Here is a 19962-nt window from a genome sequence, read left to right as displayed (position 1 = left end):
TTCCGCGTCGGCGTCGGCGGCAGGATCACGATCGGTTAAGGACGTCACCAACGCGCGGACGCTCCCCAGCCGGCCAGCGTCCGGTCGATCCACGCCCGCTGCGGCCCGAGCAGGATGCCTTGAGTCAGGCCGCCGCACGCGCCCTTTACCCAGGCGGCCACCGCCAGCACCGCGGCACCTTCCAGAATCGGCCCGCCGGAATCCCCCTGGCAGCCGCCCGCCCCCGCGGCCTGCATCCAGACCAGGATGCGGCTCGGGCCGTAAGGTTCGATCACCGTGAGGGGGGCGCCGCGATAGCGGCCGATCGAGCGCCGGTCGCCGCCCCGCGTGGCGCCGTAGCCGGCCAGCGTCAGGTTCTGGCCGGCGCGCGGCATCGCCGCACGCAAATCCGCCGGCACGAAGCGGGCGGGCAGCGGCTCGCGGGTGCGCAGAAGCGCCAGATCGATGGAGCGGGTGCGCCCGCGGATCGCGTCGCCGTCGTAGCCGGGATGGAGGCTGCGGGCAGCGACTTCGGCCAGCACCGGGCGCCCCGTCTCGTCGCGATAATGGACGCGGTTCTCGCCCGCGCCCGCCACGCAATGGCCGGCGGTGAGCACCGCGTCCGCTGCGACGACGATCCCTGAACACACCCCGCCGCCCGCGGTCAGCACCATCACCGCCGAGGCCGCGCCCGGCACCTCTGCGCCCTCGCGGCCGCCGACGATGGCGGCTGCCGGCGTGGCGGCGAGCAGGACCGCGAGGGAGGCGGCCCGGAGGGCAGGGCGCGCCGGGCGGGCGGCGGGCGGGGTCGGCGCACGCATCGAGGGCGAGGAACGCTTTCAGGAGAGACTGGTATGATCCCGATACGCGTCGAGGAGACCGGCGTCGAGCCGGTGAGCGTGGCCGAGATGCGCGGCTATCTCCGACTCTCCTCCGATGAGACTGCCGAAGAGTCCCTGATCGCCCGCCTGATCCCCGCGGCGCGGGCGGCGGTCGAGGCGGCCGCCCGTCGGCTGCTGCGGCCCGCCCGTTTCCGGGTGGTGCTGGCGGCCTGGCCTCGGCTCGGTCTGCTGCCGCTGCCGCTGAGCCCCCTCGTTGCCGTGCTGCGCGCCGGGCGGGTCGATAAGAGCGGGACCCTCACTGCGATCGAGCCGGGACCGATCCGGATCGGTCCCGACCCGTGGGAGGCGCCCTGTCTCCTGTTCGGGCCGGACTTGCCGCCGCTCGGCGCGGCCTCGGCACTGGTCGAGGTGAGCGCCGGCTGCGGAAGCGAGGGGCCGCCGGTCCCCGAGCCCCTGGTCCAGGCCCTGCGCCTGACAGTCGCGGACTGGTTCGAGAACCGCGGCGATGCGGGCCGCGAGGGCGTGCCCCGGCCGCTGCCGCCGGAGGCCGCGGGCCTCGCCGCCGCCTGCCGCCGGATGCGGCTCTGATCCCGAACCTCGGAGACCGATCATGACGCACAGACCGCTCGGCGCGCGGCGCCGCCGCCTCGTGCTCGAACTCCCCGTCGACGAGCCCGACGGGTTCGGCGGCCGGCTCCGGCGCTACGTCGCCGGGCCGGTTCTGTGGGGATCGCTGGAAGCGCTCGGCAGCGTCGGCGCATCCCGCGGCGGACGCGACGACCGGCCCGGCCTCTACCGGGCCAGCCTGCGCTACCGCCCCGGCGTCACCCCGGCGATGCGCCTCGCCGACGGGGCACGCCGCTTCGCGATCCGCGCCGCCGCCGACCCGGACGGGCGCCGCCGCGATCTCGTCTGCGAGGTCGAGGAGATGATTGAGGAGACGGTGCCGTGACGCGATCGAGCCCCCTGCTGGCGCTGCGGGCCGGCCTTCTCGCACGCCTGGCCGGCGATGCGCCGCTGGCCGCGCTGATGGGCGGCCGCCTGCGGCTCTACGATGAGCCGCCGCGCGGCGCCGCACCGGTCTACGCGTTGTTCGGACCGAGCGAGGCCAGCGACGACGCGGTCGAGGGCGCCCGGCGCCACCGCCACGCCTTCGCCCTCACCGTTTTCGCCAAGCCGGGCTCGGCCCGCTCGGCCCTGGAGGTGGCCGAGCACATCGGCGCCCGCCTCGACGAGGCCGACCTCGCCTTGAGCGGTCACGCCCTCGTCTTCCTGCGCCTCAAGAGCCTCGCCGCTCTCCGCGACGAGCGCACCGGCGAGGCGCGCGCAACCCTCTCCTTCGAGGCGGTGACCGAAGTCGCCGTCTGATTTTCCCCGAAAACAGCGGAGCCGCGAGCATGGGCGCACAGAAGGGCAGGGACCTCCTGGTCCGAGTCAGTAACGGGGCCGACGGCTTCGTCGCGGTGGCGGGCCTGCGCGCCCGGCAACTCGCCTTCAATGCCGAGACGGTGGACGTCACCAACGCCGATTCCGCCGGCCGCTGGCGCGAGCTGCTGGCCGGTGCAGGGGTGCGCCGCGCCGCGGTTGCGGGCTCCGGCGTGTTCCGCGACGAGGCCTCCGACGCGCGCCTGCGCCAGACGTTCTTCGACGGCGTGATCGACCTGTTCCAGATCGTGGTCCCCGATTTCGGCACGATCGAGGGCCTGTTCCAGATCACCAGCCTCGAGTACCGCGGCGAGCATGCGGGCGAGGTCACCTTCGACATCGCCCTCGATTCCGCCGGGCCCTTGAGCTTTACGGGGGCGTGAGCATGGCCAACCGCCGACGCGGCGAGGTGCCGCTGACCTTGGGCCACGAGCGCTACACGCTCTGCCTCACTCTGGGCGCGCTGGCCGAACTGGAGGACGCGCTCGGCGCGGGCGATCTCGCGGGCCTTGCCGAGCGCTTCGCCAGCGGCCGGCTCGCGGCCCGCGACGTGATCGCGCTGCTCGGCGCGGCGCTCCGCGGCGGCGGCCACGCCCTCGACGACGAGGCGGTTGCCCGCCTGCCGCTCGACGGTGGCCTCGGTGCGGTCACCGCGGCGCTCGGTGAGGCGCTGGTTGCGGCCTTCGGCGAGGCCCCCCCCATGGACCCTTGATCCTCACGGGACGTCACGCGCCGGAGACGCCCGTCTCCGCCTTCCCGTGGGATGCGGTGCTGGCGCTCGGTCTTTCGACCCTGCGCTGGCGCCCGCGCGACCTCTGGGCGGCCACGCCCTGCGAACTCGCCGCCGCAGCAGGTCTGATCCGTCCGTCGCCCGACGCGCCGAGCCGGGCCGATCTCGACCGGCTGCTGGCCGCCCATCCCGATCCGGGGGTTCTCTGATGTCAGACGGTGACCGCGGCACGACGGAGCGCGCCAGGCAGCTCGAAACCCTCGACCGTCTGGCCCAGCGCTTCGGCCAGACCCTGTCCTCGGCCTTCGACCGGAACCTCAATGCCGGGCGCCAGCTCGACGGGGTCCTGGCCTCGCTGGCGAGCAAACTCTCCAACGTCGCGGTCAAGGCGGCGCTCGCGCCCGTGAAGACGGGCGTGACGAGCCTCGTCAACGGCCTGCTGAGCGCGGCCTCCGGAGCCGGCGGCACCACGGCGCTGGCCAGGGGCGACCTCGTCGCCGATGGGCGGATCGTGCCGTTCCGCCTCGGTGGCGTCCTCGGGGGAGGGCGCATCCGCCCCTTCGCGGCCGGCGGCGTCGTCGCGGCGCCAACCTACTTTCCGCTGGCTGGCCCGGAGGGCGGCACCGGTCTGATGGGCGAGGCCGGGCCTGAGGCGATCCTGCCGCTCCGGCGCGGCAGCGACGGCCGCCTCGGCGTCGCGGCGGGCGGAGCCGAGCGGCCGGTTTCCGTCACCGTCAACATCGCCACACCCGACATTGAGGGCTTCCGCCGCTCCGAGGCCCAGGTCGCCGCCCGCCTCGCCCGCGCCGTGGCGCGCGGCCGGCGCGCGCTCTGAGGAGCACCGCGATGCCTGCCGACTTCCACGAAGTCCGCTTTCCCCTCGACGTCGCGTTGCGCGGCAGCGGCGGCCCGGTGCGGCGCACTGAAATCGTCACGCTGGCGTCGGGCCGCGAGCACCGCAACAGCCGCTGGGCGGATTCGCGCCGCCGCTACGATGCCGGGCTCGGCATCCGCACCCTCGACGCGCTGCACGCGGTGCTCGGCTTCTTCGAGGAGCGGCGCGGGCGGCTCTACGGGTTCCGCTACCGCGACCGGGTCGATCACCGTTCCGGCCCGCCCTCGCGACCCTTCGCGCCGACCGACCAGCGGATCGGCACCGGCGACGGCACGACCCGCGTCTTCCGGCTCGCCAAGAGCTACGGAAACGGGCCGGAGGCCTACCGCCGGACGATTCACAAGCCGGTGGCTGGCAGCGCGCGCGTGGCGGTGAACGGCGTCGAGGTGGCGGCCCAGACGGTTTCGGTCGATTCAACGACGGGGCAGCTCACCTTCGCCGCGGACGCGGTGCCGCCCATGGGCGCCGCCATCACCGCCGGCTTCGAGTTCGACGTGCCGGTCCGCTTCGACACCGACGAACTCACCGTCGATCTCGCCGCCTTCACCGCCGGCGAGGTGCCGCGGATTCCGCTGATCGAAATCGTGCCCTGAAGGGGAAGCCGATGCGCACTGTCCCGCCCCGCCTCGCAGCCCGCTTGGAGAGCGGCGCGACGACGCTCTGCCGCTGCTGGGCCCTGCGCCGCCGCGACGGGCTCGTCCTCGGCTTCACCGACCACGACCGCGATCTCGTCCTCACTGGGGTGACCTACGCCGCCCGCAGCGGGCTGGAGGCGGCCGAGGCAAGTGCGGAACTCGGCTTCGCCGTCGGCGGCGGCGAGGTGGCCGGCGCCCTGACCTCGGCCGGGATCACGGAGGCCGACGTGGCGGCGGGGCTCTACGACGGGGCCGGGGTCGAGACCTGGCTCGTCGATTGGGCCGAACCCGAGGCACGCCTGCTCCTCGACGTCGCGACCTTGGGCGAGATCCGCCGAGAGGGCGGCGCCTTCGTGGCCGAGCTGCGTGGGCTGATGCACCGCCTCGATGTCACGGTCGGGCGCAGCTTCCGCGCCGCCTGCGATGCCGATCTCGGCGATGCCCGCTGCCGCGTCGATCTGAGCGATCCCCGCTTCCGCACCACCGGCACGGTCCGGGCCGCTTCCGAGCCCGGCCGGCTCGCCGTCGCTCTGGCCGAGAGCTTTCCCACGGGCTGGTTCTCCGGCGGGCGCCTCACCTGGGAGACGGGCGCCAATGCCGGACAGGCCGCCGACCTGCGGGGCCATCACCGCGACGGCGAGAGCGTGAGCCTCGACCTGTGGGACCCGCCGCCGCGCCCGAGCGCACCGGGCGACGCCTTCATCCTCGTCGCCGGCTGCGACAAGAGCCTTGCCGCCTGCCGCAGCAAGTTCGTCAACACCCTCAACTTCCAGGGATTTCCGCACATGCCGGGCAACGACTTCGTGCTGCGCGCCGGTCCCAACGCCGGAGCCCGCCTCGACGGCTCCAGCCTGTTCCGGTGAGGCGGCCATGGATGGGGATGGATCGCCGCTGCCCACGCGGATCGTGGCGGAAGCCCGCGCCTGGGCCGGAACACCGTATCGGCATCAGGCCTCGCTGAAGGGCGTCGGCTGCGATTGTCTGGGCCTGTTGCGCGGGGTCTGGCGCGGGGTGCTCGGCCCCGAACCGGAGGAGGCGCCGCCGTATGCCGCCTCCTGGGCCGAGTCGGCGCTTTCCGGCAGTGACCCGCTGCTCGACGCCGCGCGCCGGCACCTCGTGCCGATCGTGGAGCCGCCGACAGCCTATCGGCCCCGTGCCGGTGACGTCCTGCTCTTCGCTTTCCGTGCACATTTGCCGGCAAAGCACTGTGCTATCGCCACCGGGCCGGCGGCGATGATCCATGCCCACGATGGTGCTTCGGTGACCGAGGTCGCACTGACGCCCTGGTGGCGGCGCCACCTCGCTCACGCCTTCCGCTTTCCCGATCCGCCCTGACCCGATCGCCCTGACACTTGCGCCCGCCGGAGGCCCCGCCATGACGACGCTCGTCCTGCAAACCGCCGGCGAGGCGGTCGGCAACGCGCTCGGCGGCCCCATCGGCGGGATGATCGGGCGCGTGGCCGGCGCGGCCGGGGGCGCGGCACTCGACGACGCCCTGTTCGGCGCCGGCACGAGCCCGCGCTTCGTCGAGGGGCCGCGGCTCTCCGAACTCGGCGGCCTCGCCTCCACCGAGGGCGCGCCGGTGCCCCGCGTCTACGGCCGCGCCCGCATCGGCGGCACCCTGATCTGGGCGACGCGTCCGCTTGAGGTTGCCAACACCACGGTGGAGCGCTCCGCCTCCGGCTCGAAAGGGGGATCGGGCGGGCAGAAGACGGTGCGCACCACCTACAGCACCTTCATCGATCTCGCGGTCGGGCTCTGCGCCGGCGAGATCGCCCTGGTGCGCCGGGTCTGGGCGGATGGCAGCGAGATCGACCTGACGACGCTCAACGTCCGGGTTCATACAGGCTCGGCGATGCAGGCGCCCGACCCGCTCATCGTCGCCAAGGAGGGCGCGGACAACGCGCCGGCCTATCGGGGTCTGGCCTACATCGTGTTCGAGCGGCTGCCGCTCGCCGCCTTCGGCAACCGCATCCCGCAATTCGCCTTCGAGGTGATCCGGCCGGTCGCGGGGCTGGCCGCCAAGATCCGTGCGGTCTGCCTGATCCCCGGCTCCACCGAGTTCGGCCTCGACCCGCTCGCCGTCAGCGAAGATGCGGGTTTCGGCGCTACAAAGCCGGCTAATCGGTTCCAGTTCCAGGGGGCGAGCGATGTCGTCGCCTCCCTCGACGCGCTCCAGGCCCTGTGCCCGCGGCTCGAACGGATCTCGGTGGTGACGAGCTGGTTCGGCGGCGACCTGCGCGCCGGACATTGCACTGTGACCCCTCGAGTCGATGCGGCGGCGAAGGCGACGACCGGCGAACCCTGGGCCGTGGCCGGGCTGAGTCGCGCCGCGGCCCAGGCCGTCTCACAGGCCGATGGCGCGGCGGCCTATGGCGGCACGCCGTCCGATGCCGGGCTCGGGCGGCTGGTGGCCGAGCTGACCCGCCGCGGCCTTGAGGTCGTGCTCTATCCCTTCGTGATGATGGATGTGCCGGCGGGCAATACCCTGCCGGACCCGTACCGGCTCGGTGAAGCGCAGCCGGCTTATCCCTGGCGCGGGCGCATCACCTGCGACCCCGCCCCCGACCGGCCCGGCAGCCCGGACGGCACCGCCGCAGCGGCCACTCAGGTGGCGTCCTTCTTCGAGGGGCCGCAGGGCTACCGGGCGATGATCCTGCACTATGCCGGCCTTGCCGCCGGCTGGGCGGCAGCCGGAGCGCCGCTCGCCGGCTTCATCCTCGGCAGCGAGTTCGTCGGCCTCACGCGGGTGCGCGGACCGGGCAGCGCCCACCCGGCGGTCGAGGGGTTTCGCCGCCTTGCCGCCGAGGTCCGCGCCCGGCTCGGTGGCGGGGTGAGCCTCGTCTACGCCGCCGACTGGACCGAGTACGGCGCCCATATCCGCGAGGGCGGCGCCTCGGTGCGCTTTCCCCTCGATCCGCTCTTCGCGGATCCGGCCGTCGCGGCGGTCGGCATCGACTACTACCCGCCGCTCTCGGATTGGCGTGACGGTCCGGACCACCGCGACGCGGCCGAGGCCGCGAGCCTCTACGATCGCGCCTATCTCGAATCCCGGCTCGGCGCCGGCGAGGCTTTCGACTGGTATTATGCCAGCCCTGAGGACCGTCTCGCGCAGCGCCGCACGCCGATCACCGACGGCGCCCACGGCAAGCCGTGGATCTACCGGGCCAAGGATCTCGTCGCGTGGTGGTCGAACCCGCATGTCGAGCGCGAGGGGGGCGTCGAGACCGGGCCAACCGCCTGGGTGCCGAAGGGGAAGCCGATCTGGCTCACCGAGATCGGCATCCCGGCGGTCGATCGCGGCACCAACGGGCCGAACGTCTTCCCCGATCCGAAATCGTTGGAGGACGCCCGCCCGCCCTTCTCCCGCGGCACCCGCGACGACCTGATCCAGGCCCGCGGCCTCGACGCGATTTACTCACGCTTCGATGCCGCGGCGGAAGGTTTCGAGCCGGCTCACAATCCGGTTTCGCCGATCTATGGCGGCCGGATGATCCCGGTGAACGGCATCTCTGTCTGGGCCTGGGATGCACGGCCCTTTCCGGCCTTCCCCGACTTCACCGCTGTGTGGGCGGACGCCGCCAACTGGGAGCTCGGCCACTGGATCACCGGCCGGATCGAGGGGGTCGAACTCGACCGGCTGATCGCGGCGATCCTCACCGATCTCGGCATCGACACGAGCCTCGACATCGACGTCGCCGGTTTCCTCGACGGCGCCGTGCTCGACCGGCCGCTTACCGCCCGCGAGGCGCTGGAACCACTCGCCCGGCTGTTCGGCCTCGACGTCGCCGTTTCGGCCGGACGCTTGCGCATCCGCGACGGGCGCATGAGCACGCCGGCGGTGCTGGAGGCGGGTGACCTCGTTCTCGGCGAGGGCGAGGCGGCCCCCTTGCGCCGGGTGCGGGCGCAGGAGAGCGAATTGCCGCGCTCTGTCGCGGTCAGCTTCTCCGACGGCGAGAGCCCGGATTACCGTCGCGCCACCGTGTCCGCCGCGCGCCCGGCCGGAGCGCGGCGGCAGGAGGCGCGTGTCGAGGCGGCGGTCGTCACCCGCCGCGAGGCCGCGCAGGTGCTGGCGGAAGCCGTCCTCGACGCGGCGCTCGCGGGCCGCGACACGGCCGCCTTCGGGGTGAGCCCGCGCCGGATCGACCTGGAGCCCGGCGACCTCGTCGCCCTGCCGGGCGAGACCCGCGGCGCGTTGCACCGGATCACCCGCATCGACGACACGCCCTCGGGGCGCCGGATCGAGAGCCGGGCCGTGCCGCTGCCCCGGCCCGATCCCGCATCGCCCGCGCCGGTTGCGCGGGCCGGCCGGACACCGCCGGCGGTGCCGGGGCCGGTCTTCGCCGTGCCGCTGGTCCTGCCGGTTGAGCGGGGCGATCCGGTGCCGCTCTCGTATCTCGCGGTCTCGGCCGATCCCTGGCCCAGCGCGGTCGCGGTCTGGCGTTCGGCCGGAGAGGGAGCGCCTTTCACGCTCCATCGCACCATCGATCATCCAGCCTGTCTTGGCCGCACGCTGGCCCCGCTGCCGCCGGGCCCGCTCTGGCGCGTCGACCGCACCACTCGCCTCGACGTCACCCTGCGCCATGCGGAGGGCTTGAGCGCGATCGGCGAGGCCGCGGCGCTGGCGGGCGGCAACCTGTTTGCCGTGATCGGTGCGGACGGGGCGATCGAAATCCTGTCCGCGGCGCGAGCCGAGCTGATCGGAGCGGAAACGTGGCGGCTCTCGGGCCTGCTGCGGGGATTGGCTGGCAGCGAGGCGGCCGCGGGCCGGCCGGTAGGGGCGGGCAGCCTGATCGTGCGCCTCGACGACGGGGCCGTCCGGCCGCTCGTCGACCGGCTCGACGAGGCCGGCCGCCGCTTCCTCTACCGCGTCGGCCCGGCCGAGCGCGACCCGGCCGACCCCGCCTTCGTCGGCTTCGCGGCCACTGCCGACCTGACCGCCTTCGTGCCCTTGAGCCCGGTCCATCTGCGCGGCCGGCGCACGGCCGAGGGCATCCGCTTCGACTGGACCCGGCGGGCGCGGCGCGACGCCGATGCCTGGGAGCCGGCCGACGTGCCACTCGGCGAGGGGAGGGAGGCCTACCGCCTCGACATCCTCGCCGAGGATGGACGCACCCTGCGCAGCCTGAGCGCCGACACGACGAGCGTCCTGTACGCGAGCGCCGACGAGATCGCCGATTTCGGCACGCGTCGCACCGAGATCGATGCCGCGGTGGCGCAGATCGGCACGCTGGCCGGCCCCGGTCCCGCCCGCCGGGCGCGGGTGAGCCTGCGCACCGTCTGACCCTCGTACCCGACCATCGCACGTGACCTTCGACGGAGTGGCCCATGGCCGACACGACCCCGAGCCTCGCCCTGCCGCTGATCGCGGGGGGGCAAGCGCAGAAGCACGTCACCCATAACGAGGCGCTGGCCCTGCTCGACACGCTGGTGCAGCTCGCCGTCCTCGACAAGGACCGCACTGCCCCACCCGCGAGTCCCGCCGAGGGAGACCGCTACCTGATCGCCGCGAACGACCCGAGCGGGGCCTGGACCGGCTGAGCCGGCCGCATCGTCCGGTTTCAGGACGGGGCGTGGCTGTCCCTGAGGCCGCAGGCAGGCTGGACCGCCTTCGTCGCCGACGAGGCCGAACTCTATACCTTCACCGGTTCGGCCTGGCGGCCGTTCCGCGCGACGCTCACCGCCCTCGACGGTCTGACCCGCCTCGGGCTCGGCACTGGGGCGGATGCGGACAACCCCTTCGCGGCCAAGCTCAACAAGGCGCTCTGGACCGCGCTGACGAGCGCCGAGGGCGGCAGCGGGGATCTGCGCTACACCCTCAACAAGCAGGCCGCCGGCAACGTCCTCTCCCTGCTGATGCAGACCGGATTCTCCGCCCGCGCCGAGATCGGGCTGACCGGCGACGACGACCTCCGCGTCAAGGTGTCCCCAAACGGCGGCACTTGGTTCGAGGCGCTGCGGATCGACCGCGCGACGGGGCAGGTCGCCTTTCCCGGACGCGTCACGGTCGCGAACGTGCCGGTGCTGACCGCGCAGGTGATCGCGGGCAACAGTGGGTCGGGGACCGTCACGGCCGGGACGACGCGGTACTTCACCAACGCTCTCGTCGGCGGCCATCCGAGCGAGGTCTACGCCGCCGCCGGCCGGCGAGGGCGCTTCCGGCATCTGCGCATCGAGACGCCGAGCGCGCCGGGCGCCGGCCAGAGCTGGACCTTCACGCTCCAGAAACTCTTCACCGACACGGCCCTGACCTGCTCGATCTCGGGGGCCGGCTCCAATCAGGCCGCCGACCTCGTCAACAGCGTGGCCTTCGAGAGCTCGGACCGCTGGTGCCTCAAGATCGTCTCGAGCGGCGGGGCGGCGGCCACGACCAACATCCTGTTCTCGCTGCTGTTCGAGGGGCTGGAATAGGCCGCCCGTTCCTCACGTCTCATCCCCCCTCGACATCGGAGAACGACGATGGACCTCAGCGCCGTCGGCCGCGCCGTGCTGATCGCCCGGGAGGGGCGGCGGCTGGAGGCCTATCGCGACAGCGTGGGCATCTGGACCATCGGCGTCGGCCACACCGCCGCCGCCGGGCCGCCGGTGCCGCGGGCGGGTCTGCGCATCGGCGCGGCGGAAGCCGACGCGATCTTCGCCCGCGACGTGGCGGCCTTCGTCCGCACCGTGGCCGAGGCGATCCCCGAGCCGCTGCCGCAGCACGCCTTCGACGCGCTGGTCTCGCTCTGCTTCAACATCGGCCCGGCGGCTTTCCGGCGTTCCACGGTGCTGCGGCGCCTGCGGGCCGGCGACCGGGCGGGCGCGGGCGAGGCGATCCTGATGTGGAACCGCCCGGCGGCGATCATCCCCCGCCGCCAGGGCGAGTTCGACCAGTTCCTCACCCCCTACGAGACCGCCCTGCCGCGGGCCCGGCGTGGTGACGCGCAGCCGGTCTCGGCGCCCGCCGCCCCGGCCTCGCCGCCCGCGGCCCGATCCGGCTGGCGTGCCCGCCTGTGGGACCGGCTGCCCCGCCCGCTGAACGCTTCCCTTAAACGCGTCCCTTGAACGCGTCCTTTGCCACCCCCTGAAAAGGATCGCAGCCATGGCACCCACCCTCGTCTTCGCCCGAACCGGCGCCAGGGTCTTTCTCGTCGGGCCCGTCCTGCCGCCGCTCCTCCTGCTCGGCGGCTGCGCGCCCGCGCACGCGACCGCGCTCCCGACCGACACCGCCGCGCTCGTCCTGCCCTGGGGCGATGCCGTGCTGGCCCTGGTCCAGGGCGCGACCGCGTTGCTGACGCCGGTGCTCGTCGCGGCGCTTGCGGCGGCGCTCGCCCGCTTCACGGGCCCCCTGCGCCTCCTCGTCACCGACGCGCTGGTCGAGCGCCTCGTGCGCAACGCCACCGACTACGCCCTGAACGCGGTGGCCGGCGCCGTCCGTGGGCGCCGGCTCACCGTCTCCGTCGGCTCGGCGGTGATTGCCCGTGTAGCATGACCCAATAATGAAGTTATTTTCTTACTTTCCGCATATCAGTACGGCCATAATCGTTGCACCCAATGAAAATTGCACGAAAAATGACCCATATCCTCTTCTCCAATTCTCCAGCTTTCTATTTCCGATCGTTTCATTTTCGCCTCTCATTCCACCTTGCTATATTTCTTATTCATCGATAGATGTTTTGGATTTTTCTGATAATATTGCCCCCTGCCTAGGCCGATATGGTGTCGGATGTAGATTTTCCGATCCATTCTGCAAACATGCAAATTTCCATAGTCGCGACATTACCTCTTCTCGCCAGCGAGATAGCCGGACCGTGATTCGCACTCGCAGCAGCGGCCTACTAGGCTTTCCGCATCCCGGCGCGGCGGAAACTTGCCCATTCCATCCTGTACCGTCGCGTCTTCATGCTGGGCGCACGCGACTCCGGTATCGGAATGCCCGGCCAGCCCTTAAACCGAGGCATGACGACTCGGATTCCGCAACCGGCAGCCGACACCTCCACGCGATGTGGCACGGCAGCATTGATGGTGATGGGCACCGGCACCAACGTCGGAAAGTCCACGATCGTCGCGGCTCTGGCGCGTGCTTTCGCGCGACGTGGCCTCTCGGTCAGGCCCTTCAAACCGCAGAACATGGCGAACAACGCAGCCGTCACCGTGGACGGCGGCGAGATCGGACGCGCCCAGGCCGTACAGGCCCGTGCGGCCCGCGCCCACCCCAGCGTCCATATGAACCCGATTCTGCTTAAGCCGGAGACCGATACGATCGCGCAGGTCGTCGTCCAGGGGCGTGCCGCGGGCAAGCTGCGCGCCAGCGATTTCCTGTCACGCGAAAAGTCCTTCCTTTCCAACGTGCTTCACAGCTTCGCCCGGTTGGAGGGGGAGGCCGACATCGTACTCGTCGAGGGCGCAGGCAGTCCGGCAGAGATCAATCTGCGCGACGGCGACATCGCGAACATGGGATTCGCGACGGCGGCGGGCGTGCCGGCCATACTGGTGGGCGACATCGACCGAGGCGGCGTCATAGCCAGCCTGGTCGGGACACACGCAGTCCTGCCGCCGGAAGAGAGACGCTTGATCAAAGGCTTCGTGATCAACCGCTTCCGTGGGGATAGAAGCCTTTTCGAGGGCGGCAGACAGGCCGTCGAGCGCCTGACCGGCTGGCGGAGTCTCGGCACGCTACCTTGGATGCCGGATGCGCTGCGGCTGCCGGCCGAGGATGCCATCGGCATGCGGACGGCATCGGCCGCCGCTCGCGTGAAGGTGGCGGTGCCTCTCATTCCTCGCATCGCCAACTTCGACGATCTCGATCCGCTTGCACAGGAGGAGGGCGTGGACATCGTGTTCGTTCCGCCGGGCGAAGCAGTTCCGACGGACGCGGATCTGATCGTGTTGGCAGGGTCGAAGTCCACGATCTCCGACTTGGCGTTCCTGCGTTCGCAGGGCTGGCACGTCGATCTGTCGCGGCACGTCCAACGCGGAGGACGCGTGCTCGGTCTGTGCGGCGGCTATCAGATGCTGGGACGTACGGTGTCCGATCCAGACGGTCTCGAGGGGCCGGCCGGCACGGTCCATGGGCTCGGGCTTCTCGACGTCGAGACGGTTCTGGAAGCTGCGAAAACGACACGGATGGTCGCCGGGCGGCACGTCCTCACTGGATCTCCCGTGGCAGGATACGAGATCCACCAAGGCCGGACGACCGGCCCGGACGAACATCGGCCGTTCCTGGAGCTCGACGGACGGCCCGAGGGTGCGACCTCGAGAAACGCCCGCGTATCGGGGACCTACCTCCACGGCATCTTCGCCGAGGATTCCTTCCGAAGCGCCTTCCTGTCCGGCTTCGGGTTGGCCTCGACCACCCGCTACGAAGCGCAGATCGAATCATCGCTGGACGGCATAGCGGACGAGGTCGAAAGGGAGCTGGATCTTGATGCCATCCTGGCGATCGCACGTGACCGACCTGCTGCGAAACCGATCGACTGTCGTGAACACTTCTAGGAGCGTCACATGCAGATTCGCGATGCCATCCCCGCCGTAGCCCGACGTCTTCTCGTCGCCATTGCCATCGTACTCGCCTCCACGAATGCGTGGGCCGATGAACGACCGGTCCAGAGCGTCAAACCCGCTGGCGCCACCGTCAACTTCGCGCAGACCCTGGACTGGATCGGCGACGACGTCTTCGCCGTCGGCCGGTGGGACGGCACCATTTCCGTCTTCAGGGTTCCGGAGGCCAAGGAATACGGTCCGGTCATCCTGCAGGCCATGTCGACCCCAGCGGGCAGGGGCATCGAGATGCTCGCAGCTGTCGGCAATTCGGCCTTCGTCACGTCTGACGGAGCGCAAAGCCTGGCGCTTTGGCGGCGCCCGGCAGCCGGCACGCCTTTCAAGCTCGCCGCCAGTCTCGGCTACGATCCATCGATCGGGACGGCCAACAGCGGACTGGCGTTCGAGTCGAACGGGGTTGGATATCTCATATCCGGTCACGAAAGCGGCCACGTGCTCGTCTGGCGCCGCATGGCGGATGACGACTATCAACTTGCCGCGACGGTGGATGTGCGTTCCCCCGAAGCTCCATCCAATCCGTGGGGCCTGCGCAACGTGCGGGGCCTCGTTCGCTGGCAGAGCGACCGATTGATCGCCGGTTCCGAGGACGGAGACCTCGTTGCGATCACGATCCCGGAGGGCCGGGAGATTTTCCGCCATCGTTACAACGCGAAGGCCCAGCGCGGCATCAACGGTCTTTCCGCAGTCGGAGACAAGCTGCTCGTGGCAAATTGCGCCGTCGGAGCAAGCGACAGAAACATCTGGCTCTTCGATCTCTCCCAGGGCCGTCCGGTGCTTTCGGACAGCGAGAACCTCGTTCTCGACTCCGGACGGGCACAGGTCTTCAACTTCGACGTCGATCTCGTCGCCGTTCCGAACTCCGGCGGAACGAAGGATTTGATTTTCTTCAGCAGCACGGAAGAGGGGTTGCTCTGGCAAGGACGCGTGCAGGGTGACCAGGTCGTGATGGACGGTGTCACCCGGATCTCGCCCGAGGGCGCTGCAATCATGGCGGTGGGGCCGAAGGGCAATGTCCTCGCGACCGCCGCATACGCCATTCGGCTTTTCAAGACGAAATGATGCAACTCGCCGACCGGTGTGGTCATCCTGGGCGTGGGGAGATCGTCAACATCGACCGCGATGCAAACGGAATCCGGCAGGGAGCTCGATCGCGCGGGTCGGACAGGACGAGGTCGATGAAGGTGGGTGGGACGACGAGGAGCTGGACAGAGAGTGTCTGCCCCCCGGAACCGACGAGTTCTCCGACGGAGCGATGACCGCAGACGAACGTGTCGAGCATGAAATCGGCATCCCCTCCCATCACGCAGGTCGATGTCGGGCAAAGACATCGTAGGTGTCGGGTCGACACGCGTCCGCGCATTCTCCGCGTCGCTCCGGGAATGCTCGCAACGATTGGATCGATCGAATTCACGCCGAACGAGACCCGGACAGAAGCTCAGACCGATCTCGATCGACCCGGCGGTGACGACGCTCGCGCGACCCGAATATACGGTCACGCTCACATGGGCATCATCGTCAGGTTGCCCGGTTCGAGTTCGCGGCAATCGACCAGCATGCCGAGATTCGCTTCGGTCGGCGGAGCGCGTTCGAGGTCGTAGGCGATGCGACGCTGGCAGACCTGCAGGACGATCCTCTCGAGCCTGGGAAGGGAAGAGGCGGGAATGGCCGCCTCCAATCCTCTCGAAGTCGGAACCATCACCTTGCCGAGCCGGACTCCATTCGCACTAAACTCGCCTGTCCTGTCGTATCCCCTGCGAACCTTGTCCATCAGCTTTTCGGCGACCGTCCCTAACCACGTATCTCTATCATTGAAGTGATGGACGATCTGACGAAGGGACAGAAAACGTCCATCGCCCTGGTAGCTGCGCCAGTCGAGAATGCGCGCGTCGTCGCGATGGACGTGGACTCGAACACGTCCTTCGGCATGGATCATCAGCCGAGCCCGGACTGGCTGACCGGCAATGCTGATCGGCCGCCTCTCCAGGATGCAACTACGAAGATGGCGCCACATGCCGTCGTAGGCTTGGGGCGAAGACGCGGCTCCGATGGCTTCGAGCAGTTCGGGTATCGGCAGCCAATCCGCGTGCCGCTTGCGGCTGTAGCGCCCGTACTCCTGGACCAGCTGCTCCGCAGCGACGGCGACCAGGGCAGGAAAGGAGCTCCAGACGGCGCGGGCATCGTCGATATGCATGCCGATATGCGGTGTGCGGGCGTCCGTGCTGTGGTCGCAATAGGCCATGCGTACGGCTCGGCCACCCACCTCGGGAGTGCCTCCCTTCTGGGACACCGCATAGAGTTGCATCCAGGCTCGCCGTACCGCGGCCGAGTAATGCATACCCGTCGCTCGGCACATGTCGGTCACGCTGACCCATTGGTTGGATGCCGATCTCGCCGGCGGAAGCGTTTGCTGCGTCTCTTGATCTGCAGCCGGGATAGCGATGCGTTCCGCCGTGCCGTCGTCGAACATGAGCCCTGCCTCCATCAGGCCGAATCAGCATGCTCGTGGATAGGGACGAAAATCACAAAACCCTGCATGTTCAGCAGATTACGAAGATGGCTGAGCTTCCGAGCCGAGACCTGAGTTCATCAAGGGACGGTGAACGGGAGCGCCTCCCCTTCGCCTCGATCCGACTGGGATCGAAGGAATGAAGTTATTCAATTGGAGGAACTGCCGAAGAACGAAGGACTGGCAGGATCGCTCGGCCGATGCCATGCTGTAGGCTCGCCGCATCGACAGGTCTCTTTTTTCCCAGCAGCAGCCATGGACGGAGCCAGCTTCAAGGCGAGACTCAAGCTGCTCGGTCGTACGCAAGTCGAATTCGCGTCGGAGACCGAAGTAGCCCTTAGGACCGTACACAACTGGGCAGCATCGGGGCCGCCTGCGGAGGTCCAACGTCTTCTCGACCTGCTGCTTCTTCTCGAACGGCCATTCGATCTACCCGGTGCCGACGGAGATCTCGCGGCTTTCGATCGCCATGTCAGAGCCAACCTGGACCGCCTCGAGAACGCCGCCGGAAGCGCGCGCCGACAGGCTCTCCTGCTCAGCATCGGCCGATGGCTTCGCGACACGAGCGATCCCGCTTCCTGAACTCGAGATCGATCTACGAGCACACGGGCGCCCGCGGCGCATAATTTCGCTAATATTCAATCAATAAAATTCAGCATTCAACGCAACTAACTGAATTCACAGAAAAATCCAGCACTTAATTTTTCGTTGATAAAGGCCATTTTGGCCTTCAGTATCTCGATCATTGCCCTGCCACAGCAGAAGTGCTCGGCAAACAACCGAGGTCCACGACTACGACCTCCAAGGCGTCCGCAGAAATGTTGTGCAACCTGTTCCCCTAGATCTCGACGGAACCGCCGCCTTCGGGTCCCGTCCAGTCGACGTCGTCGAAGGCGGAGTCCTAACGATGTCCCCTCATCAAACATCTACGTCCGCATGCGGAGGTATCTCTCCGCCGCGACCTGAGCGGCCGGGCTTTCGGTCTTTCAAGACCGCCGCGCCCGTGGCCTATCCGCAACGCTGGCATCGGGATCTGCTCGTACAGGCAACCCTCGATCCCGCGGTCAGCCGAATCGCGCCCGTTCCGGCTGAAGCCCAGCTTCATGCTCCATTCACGATCTTCGTCTGGTTCGGCGGCAAGCGCCGTCTCCTCATAGCCGTCCGAGACCAAGCAGACGTCCATTCCGCGTCGTCTCAACCCGATAGCCTCGTCGTCACCAGATCGTTCGTCCTGCAGGAGCCCCGCTGCTCCGTGGCGCGGGAGATCTGGGCGACCCGCAACGTCATCGTTCCGCCTGGCGACCGCATCCGGATCCTCCGAGAGCTCTCGGAACATGCCGAAGGATTGCCCCTCGGCCGTCTGATGGACTGCGTTCGCGGCCGCGAAACGGATCCGGTCGAAGTCGTGCTTGCCCTGATCTGCGCAGGACAAGCCGCAATCGAAGCCCGATCGCATCTTTCGTTGGATACGACGATCCGGCCAAGCGCGGTACTTGCTGGCGCGATGCAATGGTCCGGTGCTCCGCTCGTGCGGCCAACATCCGAAAGATAGTTTTTGGACCGGCGGCAAAAGAACCGCCCCGAAAGCTGCATTTTTAAGTTCTAGAGCAGTTCGCTCTTCACCAACAATCAGCCCATCTTCCAGGGAATGGGAAAATCCGTTGCCAGAGCTGCAAGTTGGAGCCAGTCTTGAAAAAGGCAACGCCCCGAGATGGCTGTGATGACCCGGTTCGACCTTCCACCAACGCTTCTTCGGAAGCTTGTTCGCCAGGCGTAAAGCCGGCCGTCGAACCCTGCCGATGGGGTGGCGCGCCGAGCCGCCGCCCCGGACATCCTCCGAAGAAGTTCTCGGCGCCGAGGCGCCAACCGACCCGGCCCCGCAGCGGCTGAAGGTCGTCTCCGGCCCGCCAGTCGACCGTAGTGCGATACGGATCGAGGCCCCGGAAATCACCGGTCCAGACTGGCAACTCCCGGCCGGACCTCCGTTCGAAGGCATCGAAGCTCCTGCGTTTCGGCACCGATTTCGTCGCTCGTCGAGATTGGAACCGGTTTCAGGAACTCGCCCGATGTCCGTTCGGAGGACCGCAGGGCGCTGCGCCCCGGAGATCGGCCGCGGCAGCCTCGGACCAGACGCTTCTTGATTGCACGACTGCGCAACGTGGTCGAGATCGACCGGATCACGCTCATTGTATCAAGTACTGAGAGCGTTCCGATAAGCCGTTTCTGTCGAAAAGGAGATCGAGATGTCAAGCCGTCGCAACAAGGCCAGTACTTTCCAGTGGTTCGGGGGCGATTACGCCAGCTTCTTTCTGCTTGAGCAGGAAGCGGGCCATCCCTTCGAGCGGGATCCGATGACCGATTTTGCGACGCCCCGGCGCCGCAAGCCGTGGTCCGACGACGGCTTCCTCGAGTGACGCGACGACTTCGATCTTCGTCCCCGGCCGTGTGCCGGGGACGCCTCAGCCCCTTGAAGCCGCAGCAGCCGGCAGGAGACTCCGCCATGTACGACCGCACCTTCGAACACGCCTACCGCGACGGCAGAGTCGCGACGAGCCCCGGGCTCGTCGATCTCTGGCATCGCCAATATGCGGAAGCCGTTCACTTCATGAGGCGCTCCGGTCGCGACGACGTGCCGATCGAAGCGATCGTCGCTCTCGTCGCAATCCTTCGCAAGGACTGCGAGGCACCCTCGGCACAGCTCGTCGAGGACATGTACTGGGAGCTCGTCGCCGAGAGCCGCAAGGCAGCCGGCCGGAACGTTCATCGGCCCATGGCGGAGTTCGACGACGAGTTCGAGATGACGGAAGAAGACCTCGAACTCTTGAAGCAGTTCGCGGCCAAACCTGAGGACACGCTTTCGATCGAGGCATCGACGGACCGGGAGCAGGGCGAGAACCGGGTCTCCGGTCTTGCGCGCCGCGGACGGGAATTCCGCACGCCGGACGTACCGGATCGGCAGGGGACCGACGCGCGGATCATACGGTTCCGCGACCGGGCTCCCGCCTCCGGGCACGAAAGGCCTGCGCGGACTGCCGATGGGTCGTTCGACGAGTGCGGCAGATCTCGAACTCCTGCGTCCGAGGCGACTCCGCAGCACCAGGTCAATCCTTTGCTCCTGGCCGCCTTCGCCAGGGTCGGAACGCAGGTCCGACGGAACATTCAGGAGACGTCCGATGCATCGCGCTGATCGCTCCAGCCGCCGTCGACTCCCTGTCGCGTGCCTGCGCTCCCGCAAAACTTCGACCCTCGGAAGAGCAGCCGGCGACGGGAGCCCACGACCAAGCCCGGCCCCGAGCCCGACCCGTCGGGCTCCGACGGGCGCCTTCCCGAAGCACCCGCGAGCGCTGCAGCCGCGCCGTCCGCCGGCGCGGGGCAGGAGCCGATCGCCACCACGATTAGGAAAGGGACAC

The 19962-nt window shown here is 69.3% G+C and carries 22 protein-coding genes and 1 pseudogene; 21 read left to right on the top strand and 2 right to left on the bottom strand.

Annotated elements, in window-relative coordinates:
- Nucleotides 1–44: 44 nt before the first annotated feature.
- Entirely contained in the window at nucleotides 45–800 is a 756-nt protein-coding gene (locus MFF24_RS15965; protein ID WP_238225526.1) for a S1 family peptidase, read from the bottom strand.
- A gap of 33 nt (nucleotides 801–833) precedes the next feature.
- On the opposite strand from MFF24_RS15965, the gene MFF24_RS15960 reads away from it, so the two are divergent.
- The 17 genes and pseudogenes from MFF24_RS15960 (at nucleotide 834) to MFF24_RS15880 (ending at nucleotide 15105) form a co-directional block, all read left to right on the top strand.
- Nucleotides 834–1409, top strand: coding sequence for a head-tail connector protein (locus MFF24_RS15960; protein WP_238225524.1), 576 nt, complete (start codon nucleotides 834–836; stop codon nucleotides 1407–1409).
- Between the two features lie 22 nt (nucleotides 1410–1431).
- The gene (locus tag MFF24_RS15955) at nucleotides 1432–1773 is read left to right on the top strand and encodes a head-tail adaptor protein (RefSeq protein ID WP_238225522.1); all 342 of its coding nucleotides are present in this window, start codon (nucleotides 1432–1434) and stop codon (nucleotides 1771–1773) included.
- Complete coding sequence (locus tag MFF24_RS15950; RefSeq protein ID WP_238225520.1) at nucleotides 1770–2189, top strand: DUF3168 domain-containing protein; 420 nt, start codon at nucleotides 1770–1772, stop codon at nucleotides 2187–2189. Before MFF24_RS15955 ends, MFF24_RS15950 begins: the two co-directional genes overlap by 4 nt.
- A gap of 29 nt (nucleotides 2190–2218) precedes the next feature.
- Entirely contained in the window at nucleotides 2219–2629 is a 411-nt protein-coding gene (locus tag MFF24_RS15945; protein ID WP_108939418.1) for a phage major tail protein, TP901-1 family, read from the top strand.
- Nucleotides 2630–2631: 2 nt separating this feature from the next.
- On the top strand, nucleotides 2632–2958 hold the full coding sequence (locus MFF24_RS15940; RefSeq protein ID WP_238225519.1) for a gene transfer agent family protein: 327 nt from the start codon (nucleotides 2632–2634) through the stop codon (nucleotides 2956–2958).
- Nucleotides 2955–3185 (top strand): phage tail assembly chaperone, encoded by a 231-nt coding sequence (locus MFF24_RS15935; RefSeq protein WP_238225517.1) that lies wholly within the window; start codon nucleotides 2955–2957, stop codon nucleotides 3183–3185. The genes MFF24_RS15940 and MFF24_RS15935 overlap by 4 nt, the downstream gene beginning before the upstream one ends.
- Nucleotides 3185–3811, top strand: coding sequence for a phage tail tape measure protein (locus MFF24_RS15930; protein WP_238225515.1), 627 nt, complete (start codon nucleotides 3185–3187; stop codon nucleotides 3809–3811). The genes MFF24_RS15935 and MFF24_RS15930 overlap by 1 nt, the downstream gene beginning before the upstream one ends.
- Before the next feature lie 11 nt (nucleotides 3812–3822).
- A complete protein-coding gene (locus tag MFF24_RS15925) occupies nucleotides 3823–4464 on the top strand; it encodes a DUF2460 domain-containing protein (RefSeq protein WP_238225512.1) in 642 nt (213 codons plus the stop codon).
- Nucleotides 4465–4475: 11 nt separating this feature from the next.
- Nucleotides 4476–5369 carry a phage/gene transfer agent baseplate hub protein gene (locus tag MFF24_RS15920; protein ID WP_238225511.1) on the top strand — a complete coding sequence of 298 codons (894 nt, stop codon included), beginning with the start codon at nucleotides 4476–4478 and terminating at the stop codon, nucleotides 5367–5369.
- 7 nt (nucleotides 5370–5376) lie between these two features.
- Nucleotides 5377–5841, top strand: coding sequence for an NlpC/P60 family protein (locus MFF24_RS15915; protein ID WP_238225510.1), 465 nt, complete (start codon nucleotides 5377–5379; stop codon nucleotides 5839–5841).
- Between the two features lie 40 nt (nucleotides 5842–5881).
- Nucleotides 5882–9790: a baseplate multidomain protein megatron gene (locus MFF24_RS15910; RefSeq protein WP_238225508.1), complete on the top strand. Its 3909-nt coding sequence runs from the start codon at nucleotides 5882–5884 to the stop codon at nucleotides 9788–9790.
- Between the two features lie 44 nt (nucleotides 9791–9834).
- Nucleotides 9835–10155, top strand: a pseudogene (locus tag MFF24_RS15905) (DUF2793 domain-containing protein); the annotation flags it as partial.
- 207 nt (nucleotides 10156–10362) lie between these two features.
- The gene (locus MFF24_RS15900) at nucleotides 10363–10917 is read left to right on the top strand and encodes a hypothetical protein (RefSeq protein ID WP_238225736.1); all 555 of its coding nucleotides are present in this window, start codon (nucleotides 10363–10365) and stop codon (nucleotides 10915–10917) included.
- Nucleotides 10918–10965: 48 nt separating this feature from the next.
- Nucleotides 10966–11550 carry a lysozyme gene (locus MFF24_RS15895; RefSeq protein WP_238225506.1) on the top strand — a complete coding sequence of 195 codons (585 nt, stop codon included), beginning with the start codon at nucleotides 10966–10968 and terminating at the stop codon, nucleotides 11548–11550.
- Nucleotides 11551–11587: 37 nt separating this feature from the next.
- Nucleotides 11588–11977, top strand: a complete 390-nt coding sequence (locus tag MFF24_RS15890; RefSeq protein WP_238225504.1) for a hypothetical protein — start codon at nucleotides 11588–11590, stop codon at nucleotides 11975–11977.
- 530 nt (nucleotides 11978–12507) lie between these two features.
- On the top strand, nucleotides 12508–13980 hold the full coding sequence (locus MFF24_RS15885) for a cobyric acid synthase (RefSeq protein WP_238225502.1): 1473 nt from the start codon (nucleotides 12508–12510) through the stop codon (nucleotides 13978–13980).
- A gap of 9 nt (nucleotides 13981–13989) precedes the next feature.
- Nucleotides 13990–15105, top strand: a complete 1116-nt coding sequence (locus MFF24_RS15880; RefSeq protein WP_238225500.1) for a hypothetical protein — start codon at nucleotides 13990–13992, stop codon at nucleotides 15103–15105.
- 439 nt (nucleotides 15106–15544) lie between these two features.
- On the opposite strand, the gene MFF24_RS15875 is transcribed toward MFF24_RS15880, so the two are convergent.
- Nucleotides 15545–16513 (bottom strand): hypothetical protein, encoded by a 969-nt coding sequence (locus MFF24_RS15875; protein ID WP_238225498.1) that lies wholly within the window; start codon nucleotides 16511–16513, stop codon nucleotides 15545–15547.
- A 192-nt stretch (nucleotides 16514–16705) separates the two neighbouring features.
- Between MFF24_RS15875 and MFF24_RS15870 the strand changes: the two genes are divergently transcribed.
- The 4 genes from MFF24_RS15870 to MFF24_RS15855 all read left to right on the top strand — a co-directional run bounded on the left by MFF24_RS15870 (nucleotide 16706) and on the right by MFF24_RS15855 (nucleotide 19739).
- Nucleotides 16706–17134, top strand: a complete 429-nt coding sequence (locus MFF24_RS15870) for a hypothetical protein (protein WP_238225496.1) — start codon at nucleotides 16706–16708, stop codon at nucleotides 17132–17134.
- A gap of 421 nt (nucleotides 17135–17555) precedes the next feature.
- A complete protein-coding gene (locus MFF24_RS15865) occupies nucleotides 17556–18104 on the top strand; it encodes a hypothetical protein (RefSeq protein WP_238225494.1) in 549 nt (182 codons plus the stop codon).
- Nucleotides 18105–18795: 691 nt separating this feature from the next.
- Entirely contained in the window at nucleotides 18796–18966 is a 171-nt protein-coding gene (locus MFF24_RS15860) for a hypothetical protein (RefSeq protein WP_238225492.1), read from the top strand.
- Nucleotides 18967–19052: 86 nt separating this feature from the next.
- A complete protein-coding gene (locus MFF24_RS15855; RefSeq protein ID WP_238225490.1) occupies nucleotides 19053–19739 on the top strand; it encodes a hypothetical protein in 687 nt (228 codons plus the stop codon).
- Nucleotides 19740–19962 lie beyond the last annotated feature (223 nt).

It is taken from the genome of Methylorubrum aminovorans (genome assembly GCF_022179725.1).
In the GTDB taxonomy this organism is placed as follows: domain Bacteria; phylum Pseudomonadota; class Alphaproteobacteria; order Rhizobiales; family Beijerinckiaceae; genus Methylobacterium; species Methylobacterium aminovorans.
Note: the sequence above shows the minus strand (reverse complement) of the source record. Positions and strands in the feature narration are given on the sequence as shown.